Origin of the sequence: Pseudonocardia oceani (assembly GCF_019263585.2) — a bacterium.
Lineage (GTDB): Bacteria > Actinomycetota > Actinomycetes > Mycobacteriales > Pseudonocardiaceae > Pseudonocardia > Pseudonocardia oceani.
In genome coordinates this window covers 5349386-5368526 of record NZ_JADQDF010000001.1, presented here as the reverse complement: position 1 = coordinate 5368526, position 19141 = coordinate 5349386, and the positions used below count along the sequence as shown (strand labels likewise).

At 70.4% G+C, this 19141-nt stretch carries 24 protein-coding genes; all 24 read left to right on the top strand.

The window, feature by feature from the left end:
* Positions 1–73: 73 nt before the first annotated feature.
* The gene (locus I4I82_RS26795; RefSeq protein ID WP_218596162.1) at positions 74–895 is read left to right on the top strand and encodes a hypothetical protein; all 822 of its coding nucleotides are present in this window, start codon (positions 74–76) and stop codon (positions 893–895) included.
* The gene (locus I4I82_RS26790; protein ID WP_218596161.1) at positions 892–1107 is read left to right on the top strand and encodes a hypothetical protein; all 216 of its coding nucleotides are present in this window, start codon (positions 892–894) and stop codon (positions 1105–1107) included. The genes I4I82_RS26795 and I4I82_RS26790 overlap by 4 nt, the downstream gene beginning before the upstream one ends.
* Before the next feature lie 106 nt (positions 1108–1213).
* Entirely contained in the window at positions 1214–1420 is a 207-nt protein-coding gene (locus I4I82_RS26785) for a hypothetical protein (protein WP_218596160.1), read from the top strand.
* 67 nt (positions 1421–1487) lie between these two features.
* Positions 1488–1880 (top strand): hypothetical protein, encoded by a 393-nt coding sequence (locus tag I4I82_RS26780; RefSeq protein ID WP_218596159.1) that lies wholly within the window; start codon positions 1488–1490, stop codon positions 1878–1880.
* A 132-nt stretch (positions 1881–2012) separates the two neighbouring features.
* Positions 2013–2339 (top strand): hypothetical protein, encoded by a 327-nt coding sequence (locus I4I82_RS26775; RefSeq protein WP_225920693.1) that lies wholly within the window; start codon positions 2013–2015, stop codon positions 2337–2339.
* A 542-nt stretch (positions 2340–2881) separates the two neighbouring features.
* Positions 2882–3229 carry an endonuclease VII domain-containing protein gene (locus I4I82_RS26770; RefSeq protein WP_225920692.1) on the top strand — a complete coding sequence of 116 codons (348 nt, stop codon included), beginning with the start codon at positions 2882–2884 and terminating at the stop codon, positions 3227–3229.
* The gene (locus tag I4I82_RS26765; RefSeq protein ID WP_218596157.1) at positions 3229–3534 is read left to right on the top strand and encodes a hypothetical protein; all 306 of its coding nucleotides are present in this window, start codon (positions 3229–3231) and stop codon (positions 3532–3534) included. The genes I4I82_RS26770 and I4I82_RS26765 overlap by 1 nt, the downstream gene beginning before the upstream one ends.
* A gap of 16 nt (positions 3535–3550) precedes the next feature.
* Positions 3551–4918 (top strand): terminase large subunit domain-containing protein, encoded by a 1368-nt coding sequence (locus tag I4I82_RS26760; RefSeq protein ID WP_218596156.1) that lies wholly within the window; start codon positions 3551–3553, stop codon positions 4916–4918.
* Between the two features lie 11 nt (positions 4919–4929).
* Positions 4930–5211, top strand: a complete 282-nt coding sequence (locus I4I82_RS26755) for a hypothetical protein (RefSeq protein WP_218596155.1) — start codon at positions 4930–4932, stop codon at positions 5209–5211.
* On the top strand, positions 5211–6461 hold the full coding sequence (locus I4I82_RS26750; RefSeq protein ID WP_218596154.1) for a phage portal protein: 1251 nt from the start codon (positions 5211–5213) through the stop codon (positions 6459–6461). Before I4I82_RS26755 ends, I4I82_RS26750 begins: the two co-directional genes overlap by 1 nt.
* A gap of 51 nt (positions 6462–6512) precedes the next feature.
* A complete protein-coding gene (locus I4I82_RS26745; RefSeq protein ID WP_218596153.1) occupies positions 6513–6839 on the top strand; it encodes a helix-turn-helix transcriptional regulator in 327 nt (108 codons plus the stop codon).
* Positions 6840–6868: 29 nt separating this feature from the next.
* On the top strand, positions 6869–7486 hold the full coding sequence (locus I4I82_RS26740) for an HNH endonuclease signature motif containing protein (protein ID WP_226370261.1): 618 nt from the start codon (positions 6869–6871) through the stop codon (positions 7484–7486).
* An 89-nt stretch (positions 7487–7575) separates the two neighbouring features.
* Entirely contained in the window at positions 7576–8496 is a 921-nt protein-coding gene (locus tag I4I82_RS26735) for an HK97 family phage prohead protease (RefSeq protein ID WP_218596151.1), read from the top strand.
* A gap of 10 nt (positions 8497–8506) precedes the next feature.
* Entirely contained in the window at positions 8507–9862 is a 1356-nt protein-coding gene (locus I4I82_RS26730) for a phage major capsid protein (protein ID WP_218596150.1), read from the top strand.
* Between the two features lie 14 nt (positions 9863–9876).
* Positions 9877–10470, top strand: a complete 594-nt coding sequence (locus I4I82_RS26725) for an HNH endonuclease signature motif containing protein (protein ID WP_218596149.1) — start codon at positions 9877–9879, stop codon at positions 10468–10470.
* Positions 10471–10641: 171 nt separating this feature from the next.
* The gene (locus I4I82_RS26720; protein WP_218596148.1) at positions 10642–10896 is read left to right on the top strand and encodes a hypothetical protein; all 255 of its coding nucleotides are present in this window, start codon (positions 10642–10644) and stop codon (positions 10894–10896) included.
* A 6-nt stretch (positions 10897–10902) separates the two neighbouring features.
* Positions 10903–11439, top strand: coding sequence for a head-tail connector protein (locus I4I82_RS26715; RefSeq protein WP_218596147.1), 537 nt, complete (start codon positions 10903–10905; stop codon positions 11437–11439).
* On the top strand, positions 11436–11879 hold the full coding sequence (locus tag I4I82_RS26710) for a hypothetical protein (RefSeq protein ID WP_218596146.1): 444 nt from the start codon (positions 11436–11438) through the stop codon (positions 11877–11879). The genes I4I82_RS26715 and I4I82_RS26710 overlap by 4 nt, the downstream gene beginning before the upstream one ends.
* Positions 11880–11947: 68 nt before the next feature.
* Positions 11948–12127: a hypothetical protein gene (locus I4I82_RS26705; protein WP_218596145.1), complete on the top strand. Its 180-nt coding sequence runs from the start codon at positions 11948–11950 to the stop codon at positions 12125–12127.
* Between the two features lies 1 nt (position 12128).
* A complete protein-coding gene (locus tag I4I82_RS26700) occupies positions 12129–12617 on the top strand; it encodes a phage tail tube protein (protein WP_218596144.1) in 489 nt (162 codons plus the stop codon).
* The gene (locus I4I82_RS26695; RefSeq protein WP_218596143.1) at positions 12614–12988 is read left to right on the top strand and encodes a hypothetical protein; all 375 of its coding nucleotides are present in this window, start codon (positions 12614–12616) and stop codon (positions 12986–12988) included. The genes I4I82_RS26700 and I4I82_RS26695 overlap by 4 nt, the downstream gene beginning before the upstream one ends.
* Positions 12989–13304: 316 nt before the next feature.
* Positions 13305–13829 (top strand): hypothetical protein, encoded by a 525-nt coding sequence (locus I4I82_RS26690; protein WP_218596142.1) that lies wholly within the window; start codon positions 13305–13307, stop codon positions 13827–13829.
* A 10-nt stretch (positions 13830–13839) separates the two neighbouring features.
* Complete coding sequence (locus I4I82_RS26685) at positions 13840–14196, top strand: hypothetical protein (protein ID WP_218596141.1); 357 nt, start codon at positions 13840–13842, stop codon at positions 14194–14196.
* Between the two features lie 68 nt (positions 14197–14264).
* Complete coding sequence (locus I4I82_RS26680; RefSeq protein ID WP_218596140.1) at positions 14265–19139, top strand: VldE C-terminal domain-containing protein; 4875 nt, start codon at positions 14265–14267, stop codon at positions 19137–19139.
* The last annotated feature ends 2 nt before the right edge of the window (positions 19140–19141 follow it).

The window sequence follows — 19141 nt, the reverse complement described above, 5'->3', positions numbered from 1 at the left end:
CAGCACCCGCGAGCCTCTGTCGGGGAGCGCAACCGGTACGGCTCACACAGCGTAGCCGGAAGGACTGACACCCATGTCATTCACTGCCATCGACTACCCGTCCTGGGCCTGTCACCTGCATTCCCCGCCCGCCGAGGGGAAGCAGTGGGCCCCCGCCGACCAGGGGTATCGGACCTGCTCCGGCTGCCTGAATAGGTTGCGCTCGACGCTCCAGGACGTCGCCAACCTCTACGCGGCCCTGGACGCCACCCCCATGTCAGGCGGCGAACACGGCGGCCGAGGCGCACCCGGGTTCGGGTCCAAGCCCGCCGCCGCCCTCAACGTCGTCGCCATGCGCGACCGCCGCACCCTCCCCTACGCCCTCGCCCGCGACGCCGCCGTCTACGTCTTCGACCCCACCGCCGACCACAACCTCCAACCCGGCCAGCTGGGCCCGGCCCGCGGCGAGTACGTCGAGAAGCGCGACGTCTGGTACGGCGCCGATGGCCGCCCACACCAGGAGTCCGACCACGGCGTCCTATCCGTCCCCGCCACCCTCGCCGGCATCGCTGCTGGCATCGCCGGGATGCGCGACCTGCCCCCGCCCGGCGGTAGCGTCGCCGACCTGATCCGCTGGCTCGACGCGCAGCTTGACTGGCTGACCCGGCAGGACTGGGTCGCCGAACCAGCCGGCGAGCTCCACCGCCTCGCCTCCCAGATCCGCGGCGTCACCGACCCCCGCCGCCGCGTCGGGGTCTGCCCCAACGTCATCGACGAAGGCCCCACCACGCGGGTGTGCAAGGCGACGCTGTTCGCTCCAGTGCGCGGAGATTCGATCTCGTGCCGGGTGTGCAAGCGGGTGTGGCCGCGGTCCGAGTGGCTTCGCCTGGGCTCGATGCTCAAGGAGGCGTCGTGAACAAGCCACGCCTGTGCCTGCTCGACACCGAGGCGATCGCCTTCCACTACTCCGTCGCGCCCGGCACCGTCCGACGCTGGGCCAGCGAGGAGGGCTGGCACCGCTACGGCACCCGCCGGCACCGGCTGTGGTCCCTCGCCCAGGCGCAGCAGTCCGTCGACGAACGCGAGGAACGGCGCCGACGCGCCGAGGAGAAGGCAGCTTGCGCTTGACCAGCGGCGAACGTATCTTCTGTCAAGATCGCACTAGCTGTCGGTCGAGGCTCCGCCTCCCACCTCTGCGATCACACCTCACCGGAACCCCTTCGGGGAGGCGCGCATGACGGCACCGCAGCGCACCCGCGGCCACTACCACGTCGGCCGCACCGGCTCGTGGCTCGCCGCCACCGTCCCCCAGATCGACAAGGCGCTCGCCGACCTGCGCCGCAAGATGGCGGCCAGCACGACGACTGCGCACCAGTACGAGCTGATGCGGCTCGACGTCGACGACCTCCTCGACTGCCGCCACGAGATCCGCCACGGCTGACCGGCGGGTTGGCCACGATCAGATGACGGGTCGCAACACCCCGCACCAACCCGACGATGATCCGGGTATGCGCCGCCCCCTCGCTCTCGCAGCCCTGCTCCTCGCGCTCGCCGCCTGTGCCGGCAACAACGGCACCGTCGCCGAGAAGTGGCTCCCCCGCTTGATGGAAGAGAACGCGTTCATCTGCCAGCAGAGCGTGTGCGACACCAGCGAACGCCGAGCCGAGCTCACCGCCGAACTCGCCGCCGACGCCCGCGAAGGCGGCGACCGCTACCGCGGCGTTGCATCCCTCGCTGACCGGGCCAACCTCGCGTACACCCACTGGGAGGACGAGTGCTACCCCAGCGGCGACCGCTCGCCCTCGGCCGGCATGAGCTGCGACGAGGCGTTCAGCCTGACTCTCTACGGCACCGACGAGCTCGAGCAGTTGGTGCGCGAGGTGGCGACAGCCGAGCAGTAACGGGAGGAGCGCGACTCCGGTGACCGCTCCCCGCGATGACACTCAGGCCAGCCACTACATCGCGCATGAGTTCGTCACCGGCCACGCCTCCGTCCCACTGCGGTCGCTGCCCCCGCTCAGGTCGCCGGTCCAGTGAAGGTCGGCTCGCCCGCCCGAGCCCGAGTCGGCGGCCGAGCATGGCGCGTCGACCGCGCCCGCTTCCTCGCCTCCACCCACGAGCGCGACTGCTGGCTCTGCCGTCGCCCCGTCGACCGCGACCTGCCCGGCACCCACCCCTGGGGGCCGACCGCCGACCACGAGGTGCCGCTCATGCTCGGCGGCCCCGAGCTCGTCCGCGACGGCGCCGTGCTGCACCTGGCGCACAACAGGTGCAATGCAGGCCGATCCAACACCCTGCGCGCCAAGCTCGCCGCCGGCCAACGCCCGGCCCGCGACTTCCGCACCTCCCAGCAGTGGTGACGAGGTCGGCTCCGCCCCTTGACAGGAGCCGCTCCGATCAGGCCCGGATGGCCTCTCCGCAGCCCCGCCAGGGGGGTAGGGGCGTCGCCGTCGCCGCCGCCGCCGGCACGGTCACCCCGACCCCTCCGGGCCTTCCCTCCCCACGGCTGGGCCGTTTGGGGCATTGAAAGTGGCAAATGAGTCCCGTTTCGGGCCGAAATGACCGTTTTTGACGGGTTTTGACCACAAATGCAAGGTTTTTAGCAAAGATTCTTGGAGGGGCGTTGAAAACCTCTCCGGTACTTCAATGTCCGTGTGGCGCCACTATCCACAAAGCACCCTCAGCGAGAGGGCGCAATCCGAAATACTGTTCTGCCGAATGTCGAAGTCGAAAAGGGCAGCCGCCTAAGCCTCGGCCAATTGCGTGCGATTGCTGCGGGGTAGAGCTGCCGCCGCGGCCGCCAGGAACGCGGGGTCGCTGGCGCGTCCGGTGCACAGAATGTCGACAGGCGAGCCCGAGCGTGATCCCAAGCCCCGAGGCGTGCAGGCGCTGCAAGGGTCCAATGCCGCAGCGGCCGTCCTACTACCGCAGGGGCCGCCGACCCGTCTATTGCTCGGATGCGTGTCGTCCGGAAGCGTCGCCACCGCCTCCTGCGGTAACTGAGCGCGAGTACGAGGCAATGCTGATCGCGCAAGGCGGTCGCTGTGCCATCTGTGAGCAGCCGGAGATCGCCCGGGGGAAGTCGGGCGCGCCCAAGCGGCTTGCCATCGACCACTGCCACTCGACAGGCGCGCTGCGTGGATTGCTGTGCCAGGGCTGTAACACCGGAATCGGCTTGCTCGCGGACGACGTGGATCGCCTCATCAACGCGGTCCTGTACCTGCAGCGATGGAAAGGGGAAGGCCACTGATGGCTCGCCGCGTCAATCCTCCCGCTCCTGCCGTCCCCACCACCGTGCTCGACGCCGTGCTGCGTGACCTCGCCGACCTGCCCGAGCGCATGCAGCACTCAGCGACCGCGCTGGCAGCTCGTGCGCTGGCGGAGTCGATCGATGTCGGCCCGGAGACCTACCGGTTCCAGTCCGCGCTCGTCGGGCAGCTCATGTCCTGCATGTCGGAGCTGCGCGAGATGGCGCCGCCGAAGGCGGAGGGAGACTCCGTTGACGACCTCAACGCACGCAGGGCCGCTCGTCGGCGCGCAGCGTCCACGGGTTAGCAGCCTCCCCTCCTACGTGTCCTCGGCCGGCGAGGAGGCCGTCGACTTCTGCGCCTCGTTCGGGCTGCACCTCGACCCGTGGCAGCAGTACGTGCTCACCGAGGCCCTGGGCGAGCGCGCAGACGGCCGGTGGGCCGCGTTCGAGGTGGCGGCGCTGGTGCCCCGGCAGAACGGCAAGGGCGCACTGCTTGAGGCGCGCGAGCTGGCCGGGCTGTTCCTGTTCGGCGAGCAGCTGATCCTGCACAGCGCGCACGAGTTCAAGACCGCGCAGGAGGCGTTCCGCCGCGTGCTGATGCACGTGCAGAACTCGCCGTCGCTGGAGAAGCGCGTGGCGCGGGTCCGGACCTCGCACGGCGAGGAGGGCATCGAGCTCAAGTCGGGTGCGCGGCTGCGGTTCGTGGCCCGCTCGACCGGGTCGGGTCGTGGCTTCTCCGGTGACACGGTGATCCTCGACGAGGCCTACAACCTGGCGTCGGAGGGCATGGCGGCGCTGCTGCCGACGCTGTCGGCCCGCCCGAACCCGCAGATCTGGTACACGAGCTCGGCGGGCATGTCGTCGTCGGACCAGCTGCGGCGGGTCCGTGAGCGCGGTGTGGCGGGCACGTCGAAGCGGCTGGCGTTCTTCGAGTGGTCCGCCCCCTCGGATGCGTCGCTGGACGACCGTGAGGCGTGGGCGCAGGCCAACCCGGCGCTGGGCCGGCGCATAACCGAGGAGTTCGTCGAGTCCGAGCGGGACGCGATGGACGACGAGGGGTTCGCCCGCGAGCGTCTCGGCGTGTGGTTCGACCCAGCCACGCAGATGGTCATCGACGGCAAGAAGTGGTCGGCGCTCGCCGACGAGGCCTCGCGCATCGTCGGCCCGAAGGTGTTCGCGATCGACGCGACCCCGGAGCGCACCGCCGCCGCGATCGCGGTGGCCGGCCGGCGCGCCGACGGGGTCGGTCACGTCGAGATCGTCGAGTCGCGCCCGGGCACCGGTTGGGTGCTGTCCCGGATGGTTGAGCTGCAGCAGCGTCACCAGGCCGCGGCGTGGCTGGTCGACCCCGCGTCGACCGCCGGTTCGTTCATCAACGGCATGCAGAACGCCGGGATCGAGCCGGTGCTGGTGACCGGCCGCGAGCTCGCGCAGGCGTGCGGGTCGCTGTACGAGTCGGTCGTCGAGGCCGGGTCGCTGCGCCACCTCAACCAGTCTCCGCTCAACGCCGCCCTCACTGGGGCGAAGAAGCGTCCGCTCGGTGACGCGTGGGCGTGGCACCGCCGCAACTCCGAGGTCGACATCAGCCCCCTGGTCGCGGCGACGCTGGCCTGGCACGGGTTCGCCCAGTTCGGCTCCCCGAAGCAGTCCGCTTACGAAGAAGACGATGGCGACCTGATGGTCGTGTGAGGAGGACGTACATGGAGCTCGTCGTCCTCTCGCTCGGCGTGCTGGTCGTCGCGGCCGGCGTGGTGTGGCACGCCATCGACACGCTGTGGGCCCGCCGGCTGATGGTGCGCCGCCAGGTTCTGGTGTCGCTGTCCTCGGGTCGGGCGTTCACCGGCCTGCTGTGGGCCCGCCGCGGCCGGCAGCTGGTTCTCAAGTCCGCGGAACTCCTCGAGCCCGGCGCGCAGGCGGTCGTCGTCGACGGTGACGTGGTGCTCGATCGGGCCCAGGTCGAATACGTTCAGGTGGTCATCTGATGGCGTTCGCGATCTCGGGTGGCCGCGTCAACGACGCCTACAAGCCCACTGGTGCGGTGTCGACGTCGCTGCGGCTGACCGACACCGCGACGGTGGCGTACCAGGATCTGTGGAAGACCCAGCCGCACATCCGCACGGTCGTGTCGTTCCTGGCCCGCAATGTCGCCCAGCTCGGCCTGCACACCTACCGGCGGGTGTCGGATCTCGACCGCGAGCGCGTCACCGACCACCCGCTCGCGCAGCTGCTGGCCCAGCCGAACCCGTACACCACCCCGTACCGGTTCACCGAGGCGCTCGTGTCCGACCTCGCGATCTACGACAACGCGATCCTGCTCAAGGTGAAGCTGCCCGAGCAGCCGATGGCGCTGCTGCGCCTGGACCCGGCGCGGGTCACGCCGACGGGCACCAACCCGTTTGTCCCGACCGGCTACCTGCTGGGCAAGCAGTCGTTCAAGCCCGAGGACATCATCCACTTCCGCGGCTACTCCCCCGTCGACGCCCGCTGGGGGATGTCGCCGATGGAGACGCTGCGCAACCTCCTGTCCGAGGAGCACCAGGCGACGCTGTACCGCGAGCAGTTGTGGCGCAACGGCGCCCGCATCTCCGGGTACCTGCAGCGTCCCGCCGACGCGCCGTCGTGGACCTCACCAGCCAAGGAACGGTTCCGCTCGCAGTGGCAGGCCCAGTACTCCGGCGACGGGTCCCGGCCGGGTGGGACGCCGATCCTCGAGGACGGCATGACCTATGTCCCGGCCGCTACCTCACCGCGCGACGCGCAGTACATCGAGTCGCGGAAGCTGACCCGCGAGGAAGTGACCGCGGCCTACCACGTGCCGCTGCCGCTGGTCGGGATCCTCGACCACGCCACCTACTCCAACATCGTCGAGCAGCACAAGATGCTGTATCAGGACTGCCTCGGGCCGTATCTGCAGATGATCCAGCAGGAGCTGGCGCTGCAGCTGATGCCCGACTTCCCCGACTCCGACGATCTCTACATCGAGTTCAACCTGTCGGAGAAGCTGCGCGGCAGCTTCGAGGAGCAGGCTGCGCAGCTACAGACCGCGGTCGGGTCGCCGTGGATGACCCGCAACGAGGCTCGCGCCCGGGTGAACCTGCCCCAGGTCGACGGCGGCGACGAGCTCGTCACCCCGCTGAACGTCACCGCGGGCGGGCAGGCCTCGCCGACCGATTCCGCACCGCCCCCGATCGAAGCCGGCAGCGCACGCGCGTTGCGAGCCGTCGAGGGCTGACCCACGCCGCGCGGCTTTGTCACGCTGTAGCGTTACATGTCATACTAGGTTATGCATATCGAGAAGAAGGTCGGCGCTCGAATCCGAGCGTTGCGTGATTCCGCAGGTCTGACGCAGGCGCAGCTTGGCCAACTACTCCCTGGCAACTGGTCGCGACAGGCCGTATCGAGCGCAGAGAAGGGTCAGCGCGCGTTCGGCGTAGCCGAGCTGGTAGAGATGGCGACGGTCCTCAACGTGACAGTTTCTGACCTCGTCGAAGACTTCCCCTCGGGCGCATCATCCGGCCTTGGTCGAGGCCTGCGCGCGCAGGTGCAACTCCTCCGCACTGAGCTGCGTCGTCTCGACCAAGCACTGGCTGACGTGAGCGATGAGAAGTGAACAAGACTTGCCCCAAGTGCGCCGAGACCATGCCGCTCGACCGGTTCGGGCGCGACAAGAACCGTCGAGACGGCCTGAACCCCTGGTGCAAGGCATGCAACGCCGCGAACGCCCGCCGTCACGGCCAGGCCAACCGCGAAGCGATCAGCGCGAAGCGCAAGGCGCAGTACGCCGCTGATCCCGAACCAGCCCGCAAGCGCGTCCGCCAGTACACGAAGCGCAACGCGCAGATGGTTCGAGCGAACAAGCGGCGCTACTACCAGGAGAACCGCGGTAGGCATGCCGCCTACATGGCGGACTACTACCGCCGCGACCCGCGTCGCTGCCTGGACATCATCGCCAGGGCGAAGGCTAAGAAGCCCGAGTACTACCGACTGGTCAGCGCTGCGTCCACGACCGTCCGGCGCGCCCGGTTCCGCAAGGTCCAGCAGGTGCCGTTCACTGCGGCTCAGCTCGCGCAGCGACTCGCCTACTACGGCAACCGATGCTGGATGTGTGGTGCACCTGCCGGCACGGTCGACCACGTCAAGCCGATCGTGGCCGGTGGCCCGAACATGCTGGCCAACCTCAGACCGGCCTGCCCTCCGTGCAACAGCGGTAAGGCTGGCCGGTGGCCGTTCCAGCCCAAGGCCAGTCCCCATACCTAACTAGTCGCCCCTGGTGGCTAGACGCGCGAAGGCCCTCGTCGATTCGACGGGGGCCTTTCGCATGCCAGCCACACGAAGGGATACAGCGGATGCAGACCAAGACTTGCTCGGTCACAGTCAAGGCCGCAGGGCCGGAAGACGGCCTGGAAGAGGGCGTAGTCGAGGCCATCGTCGCCACGTACGACGTCGACAGTGTCGGCGACCAGATCATCCCTGGCGCTTTCGCCGACACCCTCGCTGAGTGGAAGGCGTCGGGCGACCCGCTGCCGTTCCTGTGGTCGCACCAGAGCAACGACCCGAACGCCCACATCGGCGTCGTGGAAGAAGCAGAGGAGCGCCCCGGCGTCGGCCTCTGGGTCAAGGCTCGCATCGACATGGACGAGCCCGGCCCCCGGCGGATCTACAAGCTCCTCAAGGGCCGCCGAGTGCGTCAGTACAGCTTCGCGTACGACGAGACCGACGCCCGCCCCCCCGGCGAGAAGGCCCTGAGCGGCGCCCGCAAGGAGCTGCACCGCCTCAAGGTCTACGAGGTCGGCCCCACTCCGATCGGCTGCAACCAGAACACCGCCACCCTCGACGTGAAGTCGGACCAGCCCGCGGTGACCGTCAACGTCGGCCACCCCACCGGTGGCGACGACGACCTGCAGGCGAAGGCGCTGGACCGCCTGGCGAAGACCCTCGACCAGCTCGACGCCGAGTACGCCGTCGTCGAGGTCAAGGCAGCCCCTCCCGGCTTCACCCCGAAGCCCATCATCGCGCGCATCCGCAAGCTCGTCGCGGCTGCGCAGGCCCTGCTCGACGCCGTCGAGCCGGACACCAGCAAGAACGACCTGAGCAACGCCGAGAAGGCCACGCCAGCCCAGCCCGCCGACACCCCCGACACCCAGGTCGCCCCCGAGGCCGCCGCGGAGTCGAAGGGTGCCGAGCCCGCCCGGCCCGGAACCGCCTCCGAGCGTCTGCGCACCGACCTGGAGCTGCTCGAGCTCGAGGCCGATTCGTACACGATCTGAGGAGATCACCATGAGTAGCACCACCATCGACCCGGTCGAGGAGATGCAGACGCATCTCAAGGCCGCCCGCGCCATCGCCGCCACCGTCGACGCCGCGGACCGCGAGTACACCGACGACGAGCGCACCCAGCTCACCGAGCTGCTCGGCAAGGCCTCCGACGCCAAGAACCGCGCGGCCAAGGCCAAGGGCGACGCCGCGATCAAGGCCGCCATCGTCGACCTCGGCGACGGCATCGGCCTCAACGAGAAGTCGGGCGAGCGCCGTACCCCCGCCGGCCTGATCGTCCCCGGCGGGCGCAAGTCCATCGGCCAGCACTACGTCGGCTCGCCCGAGTACAAGGCCATGCTGGACTCGGTCCCCGGTGGCCAGTTCACCAAGCAGCACCGCGTGCAGGCCAACCCGGTCGGGTTCGAGCGGCTCGTCGCCCCCAAGCGGGGCGAGAAGGCGCTGGTCACCGGCGCCTCGGACACCTCCGGCGGCGCGTTCGTCCGTGGCGACGACCTCGGCCTGCAGGTCGGCACGGAGCCGTTCCAGCGGCCGCTGACCCTGCGCGACCTGGTCACGTCCGGCACGACCACGTCGGACTCGATCGAGTACGTGCGCGTCACCTCGATCACCAACAACGCCGCGCCCGTCGCGGAGGCCACGACCTCGGCGGCGCCGACGCAGAGCGCCACCACCGGCCCGCTGGTCAACGCGGCCGGCGGCGGGTACAAGCCCGAGTCCGGCCTGGCCGTGGCACGGGTGACGACCCCGGTCCGCACGATCGCGCACTGGATCCCCGTCACCAAGCGGGCCCTGGCCGACGCCGCGCAGATGGTCACCCTGATCGACGGGTTCCTCGAGTACGGCCTCGAGGAGGAACTCGAAGACCAGATGATCGCCGGTGACGGCACCGGCGAGAACTTCGAGGGCCTGGGCAACGTCTCCGGTGTCCAGGCGCAGGCCTACACCACCGACCTGCTCACCACGACCCGCATGGCGAAGACCAAGGTCCGGACCACCGGCCGCTCGGTCCCCAACGCCTACGTCATCAACCCGGCGGACCTGGAGACGATCGACCTCATCCGTGAGGACGGCGCCACCGGTGCGTTCATGTTCGGCGGCCCGGCCGCCGCGGGCGGCGCCACCACGCTGTGGGGCCTGCCGGTCGTCGAGTCCGAGGCCGTCGCCGCGGGCACCGCCTACGTCGGCGATTTCACCAAGGCAGTGCTGTGGGACCGCCAGCAGAGCACCATCACGACTACGGACAGTCACGCGGACTTCTTCGTGAGAAACCTCGTGGCCATCCTGGCAGAGATGCGTGCAGCCTTCGGAGTGCTCCAGCCGAGCGCCTTCGTGGAAATCGACCTGACCCTGCTGTAATCAGGAGCCCGACTGTGACCCAGTGTAAGACCTGCTCGCGCTGCCAAGAGCCGAAGCCGATTGACCAGTTCGGCCCGAGCAAGCAGACCGCCGATGGCTTGTTCCGCTACTGCCGCCCTTGCAAGCGAGCATCCGACAATCGGTCTTACGCGAAGCACAGAGACCGTCGCAAACCCGTCCGCCACGAGCACTACCTTGCGAACCGCTCCGCCTACATCGCGCGGGCAACGGCGGCGTACCACGCGGATCGCAATGTCGTGAAACGACGAGCTCGCGAGTGGGCTGAGGACAACCCGGAGCGTCGGCGTCAGATCCGCCTGGAGTCGCAGGCTCGTCGCTACGCCATCGATCCGGAGCGGAAGCGCGAAGTCTGGCGCCGTCGCCACGCAGCCATCAAGCGCGGTTGCTCGGTGTACCCCTTCACCTCGGCTCAGCTCGAGGCGAAGGTCGCGTACTGGGGCGCCCGGTGCTGGATGTGCTCGGCGCCGTATGACGCGATCGATCACGTGAAGCCCCTTGCGAAGCAGGGGCCACACATGCTGGCGAACCTTCGGCCGGTCTGCACTCCGTGCAACACGCGCAAGCGTGATCGTTGGCCGCTGCTCTAACCCACGTCCCCTGCTTGTCCGAACCCCCGCACAGCTCCCCATTGCGGGGGTTCGGCATGTCTGGAGGCGCTAGTGCTCGTCTGCCCGATCTGCAATGCCGCGCACACCGCGTGTGTGCCGTCGAACCCGCAGCACATCGTCGATGTGCCACCCACCGCTCGGAGGCTCTCCATGGCCAAGCTGGACCTGTACGAGGTGCCCCACCGCGGGCACACCGCCACCCTCAAGCTGTCCGAGGACGAGGCGGAGGCGCTCTACGGCGACCGCGCGAAGAGGGTCGGCCCGGCCGCCCAGGTGGAGCCGCAGCCGGTGCCGCGCCCGCCGTACGCCACGGACGACTCGGACGACGCCGAGCCGGTCCCGGCGGAGAAGCAGGCCCCGGCCCCGCGCAACAAGGCCCGCACCGCCTCCACCTCGCAGAAGTAGCGCGCTGTGCCGGGCGGTTACTCGCTGGTGTCGTTGCAGGAGGCCCGGCAGTTCATCAACGCGCGCGACGGGGACAACACCGACGACGCCGAGTTGATGCGGTTCGCCGAGGCGGCCACAGAGGTCGTCGAGCGTCACGTCGGCGAGGTGCTGGTGCGCCGCACGATCGTCGAGACCCACGTCGTCACCTCGGGGCATCCGGCGCTGCTGCGCACTCCGGTGACGGAGTTGGTCTCGGTCTCGGTCGGCGGAACCGCCTCGGACGTCACCTCGCTGGCGCTCAACCCCGTGACGGGCCTGCTGTACGGCCTGGCGGGCACCGCGGTGGTCACGTACGTGGCCGGTGTCAACGAGGTGCCCTCGGCCTACCAAGAGGCGACGCTGATCATCTGCCAGCACCTGTGGTCGACCCAGCGCGCCAACGGCTTCACCTCGGCGCCGGCGTACGGATCTTCCGATGTGCCGGCAGTGATGGGGATGGGTTACGCCCTACCCAACCGCGCCGCCGAGCTCCTGGGGGCGCGCGCCCCTAACTGCCCGTGAGCGGCGGCTGCGTCCTCCCGGACGTCATCGACGCACTGGTCGTGCTGTGGCGGGCCGGGTTGCCGCCGCAGGTGCAGGTCGTCGATGGTCCCCCGACGGTGGATGTCCGCGGCGCGGCGCTGCTGGTCGGGTGGACCCCGCTCGTCGAGCAGACGCAGGGCACGTTCACCACGGCCGGGCTCCGCGTGGAGCGCGAGGCCATCGCGCAGGTTCCGTGCGTGGCCCGGTCATGGTCGGGCTCGGCAGACGTCGCGGCGCAGCGCCGAGACACCTTCGCCATCCTCACCAGCGCCCGTGACGCCCTTCGGGCTGATCGGACCCTGGGCGGGCTGGTGCTGGCGGCGCGATGCGCCGGCTACACGTACTCGGCGACGGTCAACGAACAGGGTCAGCTGATCGTCGACGTGATGTTCCCGGTCGAGATCACCCACCTCGCCTGACCCCCTCAGTTCCCCCCTCGCTCCCGGCACCTGCCGCGGGGCTCGTTCGCATGTCTAGGAGGAGCCCCGTGGCTCAGCAGACCCCCCGTGTTCGCGCCGTCCCCGAGGAGTGGGTGGAGCTCGAGCACAAGGACATCGACGGCACCCACCGGGTGTCGCCGCGCGCGGTCGCGCACTGGGAGACGCGCGGGTGGAAGCCCGTGACGAAGAAGCCGGCGCAGACCCGCGCCGCTGGATCGGAGAGCTGACATGGCTGCCACCCCCCTGAACGCCGCCGAGCGGTTCTCCGCTCTGAACGGCCTCGAGGTCGTGTTCATCCCCGTCGTGGCCGCCTACCCGGACGCGCCGACCCGCATCGAGATCGACGCCGGCACCGACCTCACGACCGAGATCGAGAGCTGGTCGGGTTTCACCACCACCTCGGAGACGATCGAGACGCCGGACCTCACCCGGTTCGTCGGGAAGATCGCCGGCCGGGTGTCGGCGGAGGACTCCTCGCTCAACATCTACGCCGACCGCGGCGGTGACGACGTCCGCGACGTCCTGCCCCGCGACACGCTCGGCTTCCTGGCGTTCATGGACGAGGGCGACACCCCGACCTCCAAGATGGACCTCTACCCGATCCAGGTGCTGTCCTGCGAGAAGGTGCGGTCGATGGACGCCGCAACGATGCTGCGGGTCGACTGCTCGATGACCCGCATCCCGACGTACGACCTCGTCATCCCCGCCGCGACGTGACCCGGCGGGAGCGGCTGCTCGCGCGGCAGCTCCCGTCGGCGACGGTGCTGCTGGCCTCGACCGACGCCGACGGCGACCCGGAGGAGCTCAAGCTCCGGGCGCTGCCGGCCGACGAGTTCGAGCAGCTCATGGCCGAGCACCCGCCGACCGACCAGCAGCGCGAAGATGGCGCCATCTGGAACGAGGCCACGTTCCGGCCGGCGCTGCTGTCCCGGTCAGAGGTGCCGCTCGACGGCGAGGAGTCGCTGAGCTGGGAGGATTGGGCGCAGCTGATGACGCTGCTGCCGTTCGGTGAGGTGCGGGAACTGTTCGACACCGCGCTCGCGCTCAACGACCGCGCCCCGGCGGCCGAGCTGGGAAAAGACTCTTAGGGGATGCCCAGTTCGCCGCAGAGATGGCGTACTGCGGGCCGAGGGGCATCGCCTGGGAGGAGTTCCTGGCGTGGTCGAAGGTCAGTCGGGACGCCGCGATCCTGTGGCAGCTCCGCGAGAACGAGAAGTGCCCGAGCTGCGGGACCCACCCGCACGACTGGGACGAGAAGCACGGCGGACACCCGCGGGCGTACGTGGCCGCGACGCACACCTGCAGGGGCTGCGGTGTCGTGGAAACCCGTAGGGAGCAACTGATGCGGGAGGCGCCGCCCGGTACGTCGGTGACGTTGCGACGGCAGGTAGCGGGGGGTGCCATGTGAAGATCCGCGTTCGGGTGTCCAACTACCGCCAGTTCGGCCGGCTCGCGGACAGGCTCCGCGCGGCCGCCGACGGCGGCCTGCGCCGCGAACTGGGGCAGGGCATCCAGATGGCCGCCCCCCCGGTGCTGTCGCAGGTGCGGGCCCGAGTGGCGCGCGCGAACTTCCCCGCACAGATCCCGAAGGGCGGCGCCCGGCAGACCACCGGGTTCCGTGCCCGGCTCGCCGCAGCGACGAAGACCCAGGCGCTCGCCACCCCGGCGGGGGTGCGGTTCACCGTCGACGGCGCGGTGGTGCTCCCGGCGAACCCGTCACAAGGCCACCGGGTGGCGCTGTACTCCGACGGGTCACACCGGCGCCGCTGGCGCCACCGGGCCTTCGGCCACGACCCCAGCAACCCCAGGTCGTGGTTCAACCAGATGCCTGACCCCTGGTTCGACCAGGCGATCAACGACGGCGAGCCGCGGTTCCGTGCCGCCGTCGAGGCCGCCATGGATCGGACCGCCCGCCAGATCATGCGCTGAGGAGCGACCTATGAAGTGGAAGATCCCTTATGCGGGCGAGGTGTACGAGTTCGACGACGCCCGGCTGACGGCGACGGAGGCCCGGCTGCAGAAGCGTCTCACCGCCGGCCTGTCGCCCAACGCCGCCGAGCGGGCCCGCCTCGACGATCTCGACGGCGACGCGTGGATCGCGGCACTGGTGATCGCGCGCACGCGCATCGGGATGAGCACCGAGGATGCGGCCAAGCTCGACCTCGACGAGTTCGACCTCATGTCGATCCTGAGCGCCACTCGAGCGGCCGACGCCAGTGACGCGAAGCCGGCGAAGACCCGCACCCGCAAGACCGCCGCGGCGCCCGCGCCCGCGGAGGAGCCTGCCCCCGCCTGACCTGCAGTACCCCCCCGCACCTCGTCCACCTGCACGGAAGTACTCACGGGAGACGGGGGTGATTCGCCGTGTCCCGATCCATGAACTTTGACGTCACCGCGAACGCGACGGCGGAGCAGGAGTTCCGTGCGATCGCCGCTGCGGCGGAGCGCCTGGAGACCAAGCTCAAGGACCTCGACCGGCTCAAGGTCGAGCCCAAGGTCGACCTCAACATCACCCCGGCCACGCTCAAGGCCAACCAGCTCAAGACCCGGCTCGACGCGCTGCGCAACGTGCGGGCCACGGTCGAGGTCGTCGGCGCCGCCGAGGCTCGCGGCGAGGTCACCGCGCTGGTCGTGGAGATGCGGAAGGTCCGCGACACCCGAGCCAAGCTCGACATCCAGACCGGCACCGCCAAGGCCGACCTCACGACGATCGCCGCGAAGTTCGCCACGCTCGGTGACAAGAATGTCACGCTGAACGTCACGACCGGGCAGGCCGAGACGCGCGTCGAGAGCATCGACACACGCCTCATGGCGTTGAAGATGATGTCGCCGGTCAAGATCGAGGTCCGCGTCGACCACGACGACGTCGCGCTCAACCGCATCCGCGCGTTGGTGGTCGCCGCGCGCGGGCTGGCCACCGAACGCCCGAACGTCCGGGTCACCGCCGACACCGCTGGCGCGCTCGCGCAGATGACGGCGCTACTCGCGTCGGTGCGCCGCCTTTCGGAGCCTGAGCACCAGATCAGGATCCGGCTCGAAGAGACTTCGGTCCTGTCGCAGCTGTCGCGGATCCAGACCGAGCTGAGCACCCTGTCCGGCGGCAAGTTCGAGGTTAGTGCCGACACCCGCCAGGCGATGATGGAGCTCGCGGCGCTGCGCGTGCAGCTGGCCGAGCTGCAGGCGTCCGAGCAGACCGTCGAGGTACGGGCCGAAACCGAGACCGCCCGCCGGCAGATCCGCGACCTCGAGAACCACCTCGCGCAGGTCGCCGGGCGCCAGCACATCGCGAACCTGCACGTCGAGACCAGCGTCGCCGCATCCGCCCTCGAAGGCCTGACCGACGCCATCGAAGGCACGTGGGACGCCCTCGAGACGCTCGGCAAGATCGCCGCCGTCCCGCTGGCCATCCCCGGCGCGTTCGCCGCGGCGGGCCAGATCGCCGCGGTCGGTAGCGCTGTCCTCGATCTGACCGGCGTGCTCGGCCTGGTCCCGGCGGCTGGCGCGGCCGGCGGCGCCGCGATGGCGACGTTCGCCCTAGGCTTGTCGCACGTCGCAGACGCGCTCGGCCCGACAGGTACGGCCGCGCAGGTCAAGAAGGTGAACGAGGCGGTCGCGGCGCTGTCGCCGAACGCGCGCGAGGCCGTCGCCACGATCCGCGGGCTAGGGCCCGCCTTCTCCGACATGCGCCTCGAGGTGCAGCAGCAGCTGTTCCGCGGGGTCGGCGAGGAGATCAAGACAGTCGCCGGCACCTACCTGCCGGTGATGAAGACGGGGCTGTCCGGCATCGCCGAGGAGCTCAACCTCGGCGCGAAGGGGTTCGTCGACTGGATCCAGCAGGGCCGCACGATCACCGACGTCAACACCATCTTGGGGCTGACGCGCACGACGATGCGCGAGCTGGCGCCGGCCGGCACGAACGTCGCCGCCGCGCTGACCGACATCGCGGTCGTCGGCGCCGCCGTGATGCCGGAGCTCGCCACTGGCGCCACCCGCGCGACGGAGCAGTTCCGCGAGTTCATCGCCGAGGCTCGGAAGTCGGGAGAGCTTGCGGAGTGGATTCGCGGCGGCATCGACGCCGTCGAGTCCCTCGGGCGCATCGCGATCAACACCGGCAGCGCCCTCGGATCGCTGTTCTCGGCCGCGGACGAGGCTGGGTTCAGCTTCCTCGGGACGGTCGAGCGACTCACCGCCGAGATCGACATTCTGATGTCGTCGCAGTCGGGTCGTCGGGCGCTGGTCGACACGTTCGCGGAGTCCCGCGACGCCATCAACACGCTCCTGCCCGGAGTGAAGGAACTCGCTGGAGCCACACTCGAGACCACCGGCGCGTTCGCCCGCACCGACGGGCTAGAGCGGTTCGCTTCCCTGGTGTCGCAGACCGCGTCGGCGGTGTCCCCGCTCATCTCGGAGCTGGGAGAGCTCGCGGGCGGAACACTCGGCGCGCTCGCTGGTGGTGCGGAGCTCGCGGTCACCGCACTGACGCCGGTCATCTCCCTGACCGGCGGGCTGATCGACGTCCTGGGCCCGGTCGCCCCGGCCGTCCTGGCCGCGGTCATCGCGTTCAAGGGCCTCGGATTGGTGGCGCCCTCGGTCGCCGCCCTCGGTGTGTCGACGCAGGTCGCTGCAGCGTCGGCTGCCGCGTTCGCCGGCCGAATGACAGGCCTCGCCCCGGTGGCCCTCGCCGCCGGCACCTCGACGCTGGCCCTCGGCACCGCGGTGGCCGCGGTGGGTCGCGCTCTCCCGATCGTCGGCGTCGCCGCGGTCGGGCTGGGCCTCGCGCTGTCCTCGATGTCCACGTCAACGGACAGTGCGGTCACCGCGATGGCCGCCGGTGGCGTCGCCGCGGACAACATGCGAGCCGCGCTGCTCGAGCAGCAGGGCGCATCGCAGGCCGGCCGGTCCGGGTTCGACGACTGGGCGACCAGCATCAACGGCTGGGTGAACAGCAACGTCTTCGGCATGGCCTCGGTCGAGTCGACGACCGAGGCGATGTCGCGGCAGCGGTCGGAGATGACCGCGCTGCAGCGGGCGCAGCAGGACGTCACGATCGCGCAGGGCGAATACCAAGCGGCGCTCGACCGCTTCCCTGCCAGCTCGCCACGGGTACAGGCTGCGGCGTCCGCGCTGGCCGATGCGACCCGTCGGGTGCAGATCGAGCAGATCGCCGCCCGGAACGCGACAGACCTGCACACCGCGGCCATGATCCAGCAGTCCGACCAGGCGATGGCCGCGACGAACGCAGGCCGCGGCTACGAGGGCGCGCTGCTCAACCTGGAGCGCGCGCAGATCCGGGCCGCGGAGGCGACCCGGGACCACGGCGCCGGCAGCCTGGAGGCGCGGGAAGCGAACTTCGCGCTCGAGGGTCAGCTGCTCGCCACGGCTACGGCCGCCGGTGAGAAGGCCCGCGCCGACGGGATCGCGTCGGAGGCGGCGAACGTCGACGAGCTCGCAGCGCGCGCGCAGAAGGAGGAGCTGCTCCGCCTGGCCGACGCCAACACCGGACCGGTGCGGGACTCGCTGCTCGCCGCGGCCGCTGCGATCGACATCTCCGCGGGTGCGTCCTCGCGCGCGGAAATCCTGGCCCGGCAGCAGAAGGACGAGCTGGGCCGGCTCGCCGACACCGCCACCGGGCGGACCGCCGACGCGATGCGGACCCTGGCCGGGAACTTCGACACCCTCGGTGGTGCGTCGGCGTCGGCCGAGGAGAAGGCCCGCCTGCAGGAGAAGGCGCTGCGGGACATGGCCGCGACCGCATCGGGCACCCTCCGCACCGAGCTCAACCGGATGGCCGACCAGATCCGGAACCTTCCGTCCGGGTCGTTCAACGTCACCGCGAACGGCCAGCTCGGGCCCATGTTCAACCCGGACGGGTCATTCAAGGGCTCCGCAGGCCGCATGGCGACCGGCGGCGTGTGGGCCGGCCCCGGGAAGGTGATCCGCGCCGCGACCGGCGCGGTGCTCCCCGGCTACACCCCAGGCCGGGACGTCCACTCGTTCGCCTCCCCCACCGGTGGCCGGCTCGAACTGTCCGGCGGCGAGGCCGTCATGCGCCCCGAGTGGACCCGCGCTGTCGGCCCGGCCTATGTCGCGCAGGCGAACAGGGCAGCCCGAGAGGGCGGGACCGCAGGGGTGCGTCGATTCGTCACCTCGCGCACCGATCCGGCGGCGCTCGCCGCCGGGGAAGGCATCCCTGACCCGGCCTATCGGTTCGCGTCCGGCGGCATCATCCCGACCCGCTACACGGGCCCGGTGCAGCGTTTCGCGTTCGGCGGGATCGTCCGCCCGCCGCCCCCGTACAGCACCAGGGTGTCGCAGGACCATCGCGGCACCGCCGAGGAAGCGGCCCGCCGTATGGCGCCCGTGGTCGCGGCCGCGATCAAGCGGTACGAGGAAGCGGCGGCAGCAGCGGCGGCGGGTCCCGCCTTGACGCCGGGTGGGTCCAACTTCGGCGGCGTGAAGCCGCACGTCGCGGCAGCCGGGCATGAAATCCTCCGGCTGTTCGGCCCGATGCCCGGCGGCATCGGCGGTGTGGGTGCGCGTGCGAACGCGTCGGATCACCCGGTGGGACTCGCGCTCGACTTCATGACGATGTCCAACGTCGGGCTCGGCAACCGGGTCAGCGATCACTTCCTGAGCAACTTCGGGCGTCTCGCAACCAAGTACGTCATCTGGCGTCAGAGGATCAACTCTGGTGGCGGCTGGCGAGGCATGGAAGACCGCGGATCGCCGACCGCAAACCACATGGACCATCCGCACGTCTCGTTCGTCGCTCGGGCCCGCGGCGGAGTTCTGCCGTCGGATCTGTCGCGCCCCCCGCGCACCTCGCTCGCCGACCGCGGTGGGATGATCCCGTCCGGCACCGCCGCGCTGAACCTGTCCGGCCGCGCGGAGCGGATGCTGTCGCCCCGCCAGACCGAGGTGTTCGAGCGGCTCGTCGCGGCGATCAGCAGTCGCCGCGGGAACTTCGAGGCGCGTCTCGGGCCGCTGCCGGTCGCGACACCGATCGGCAGCAACCCGATGGCGACGCAGCTGCAGGCCGCGATGCTGGCGCCCCGCCCGGTGATGACCGGCGGCGGCCCGCGGATCGACCTCGGTGTGGTGGTGCGGGAGCTGGCGCAGATGCGCGCGGAATCTCGCGGTCGCCCGCCGGTCGTGGTGAACCAGACGTTCCCCGGCGGCCAGGGCACGACGAGCGGGAGCCGCGACGCGGCGCTCGGGATCAAGCTCGCGCTCGGGTGAGC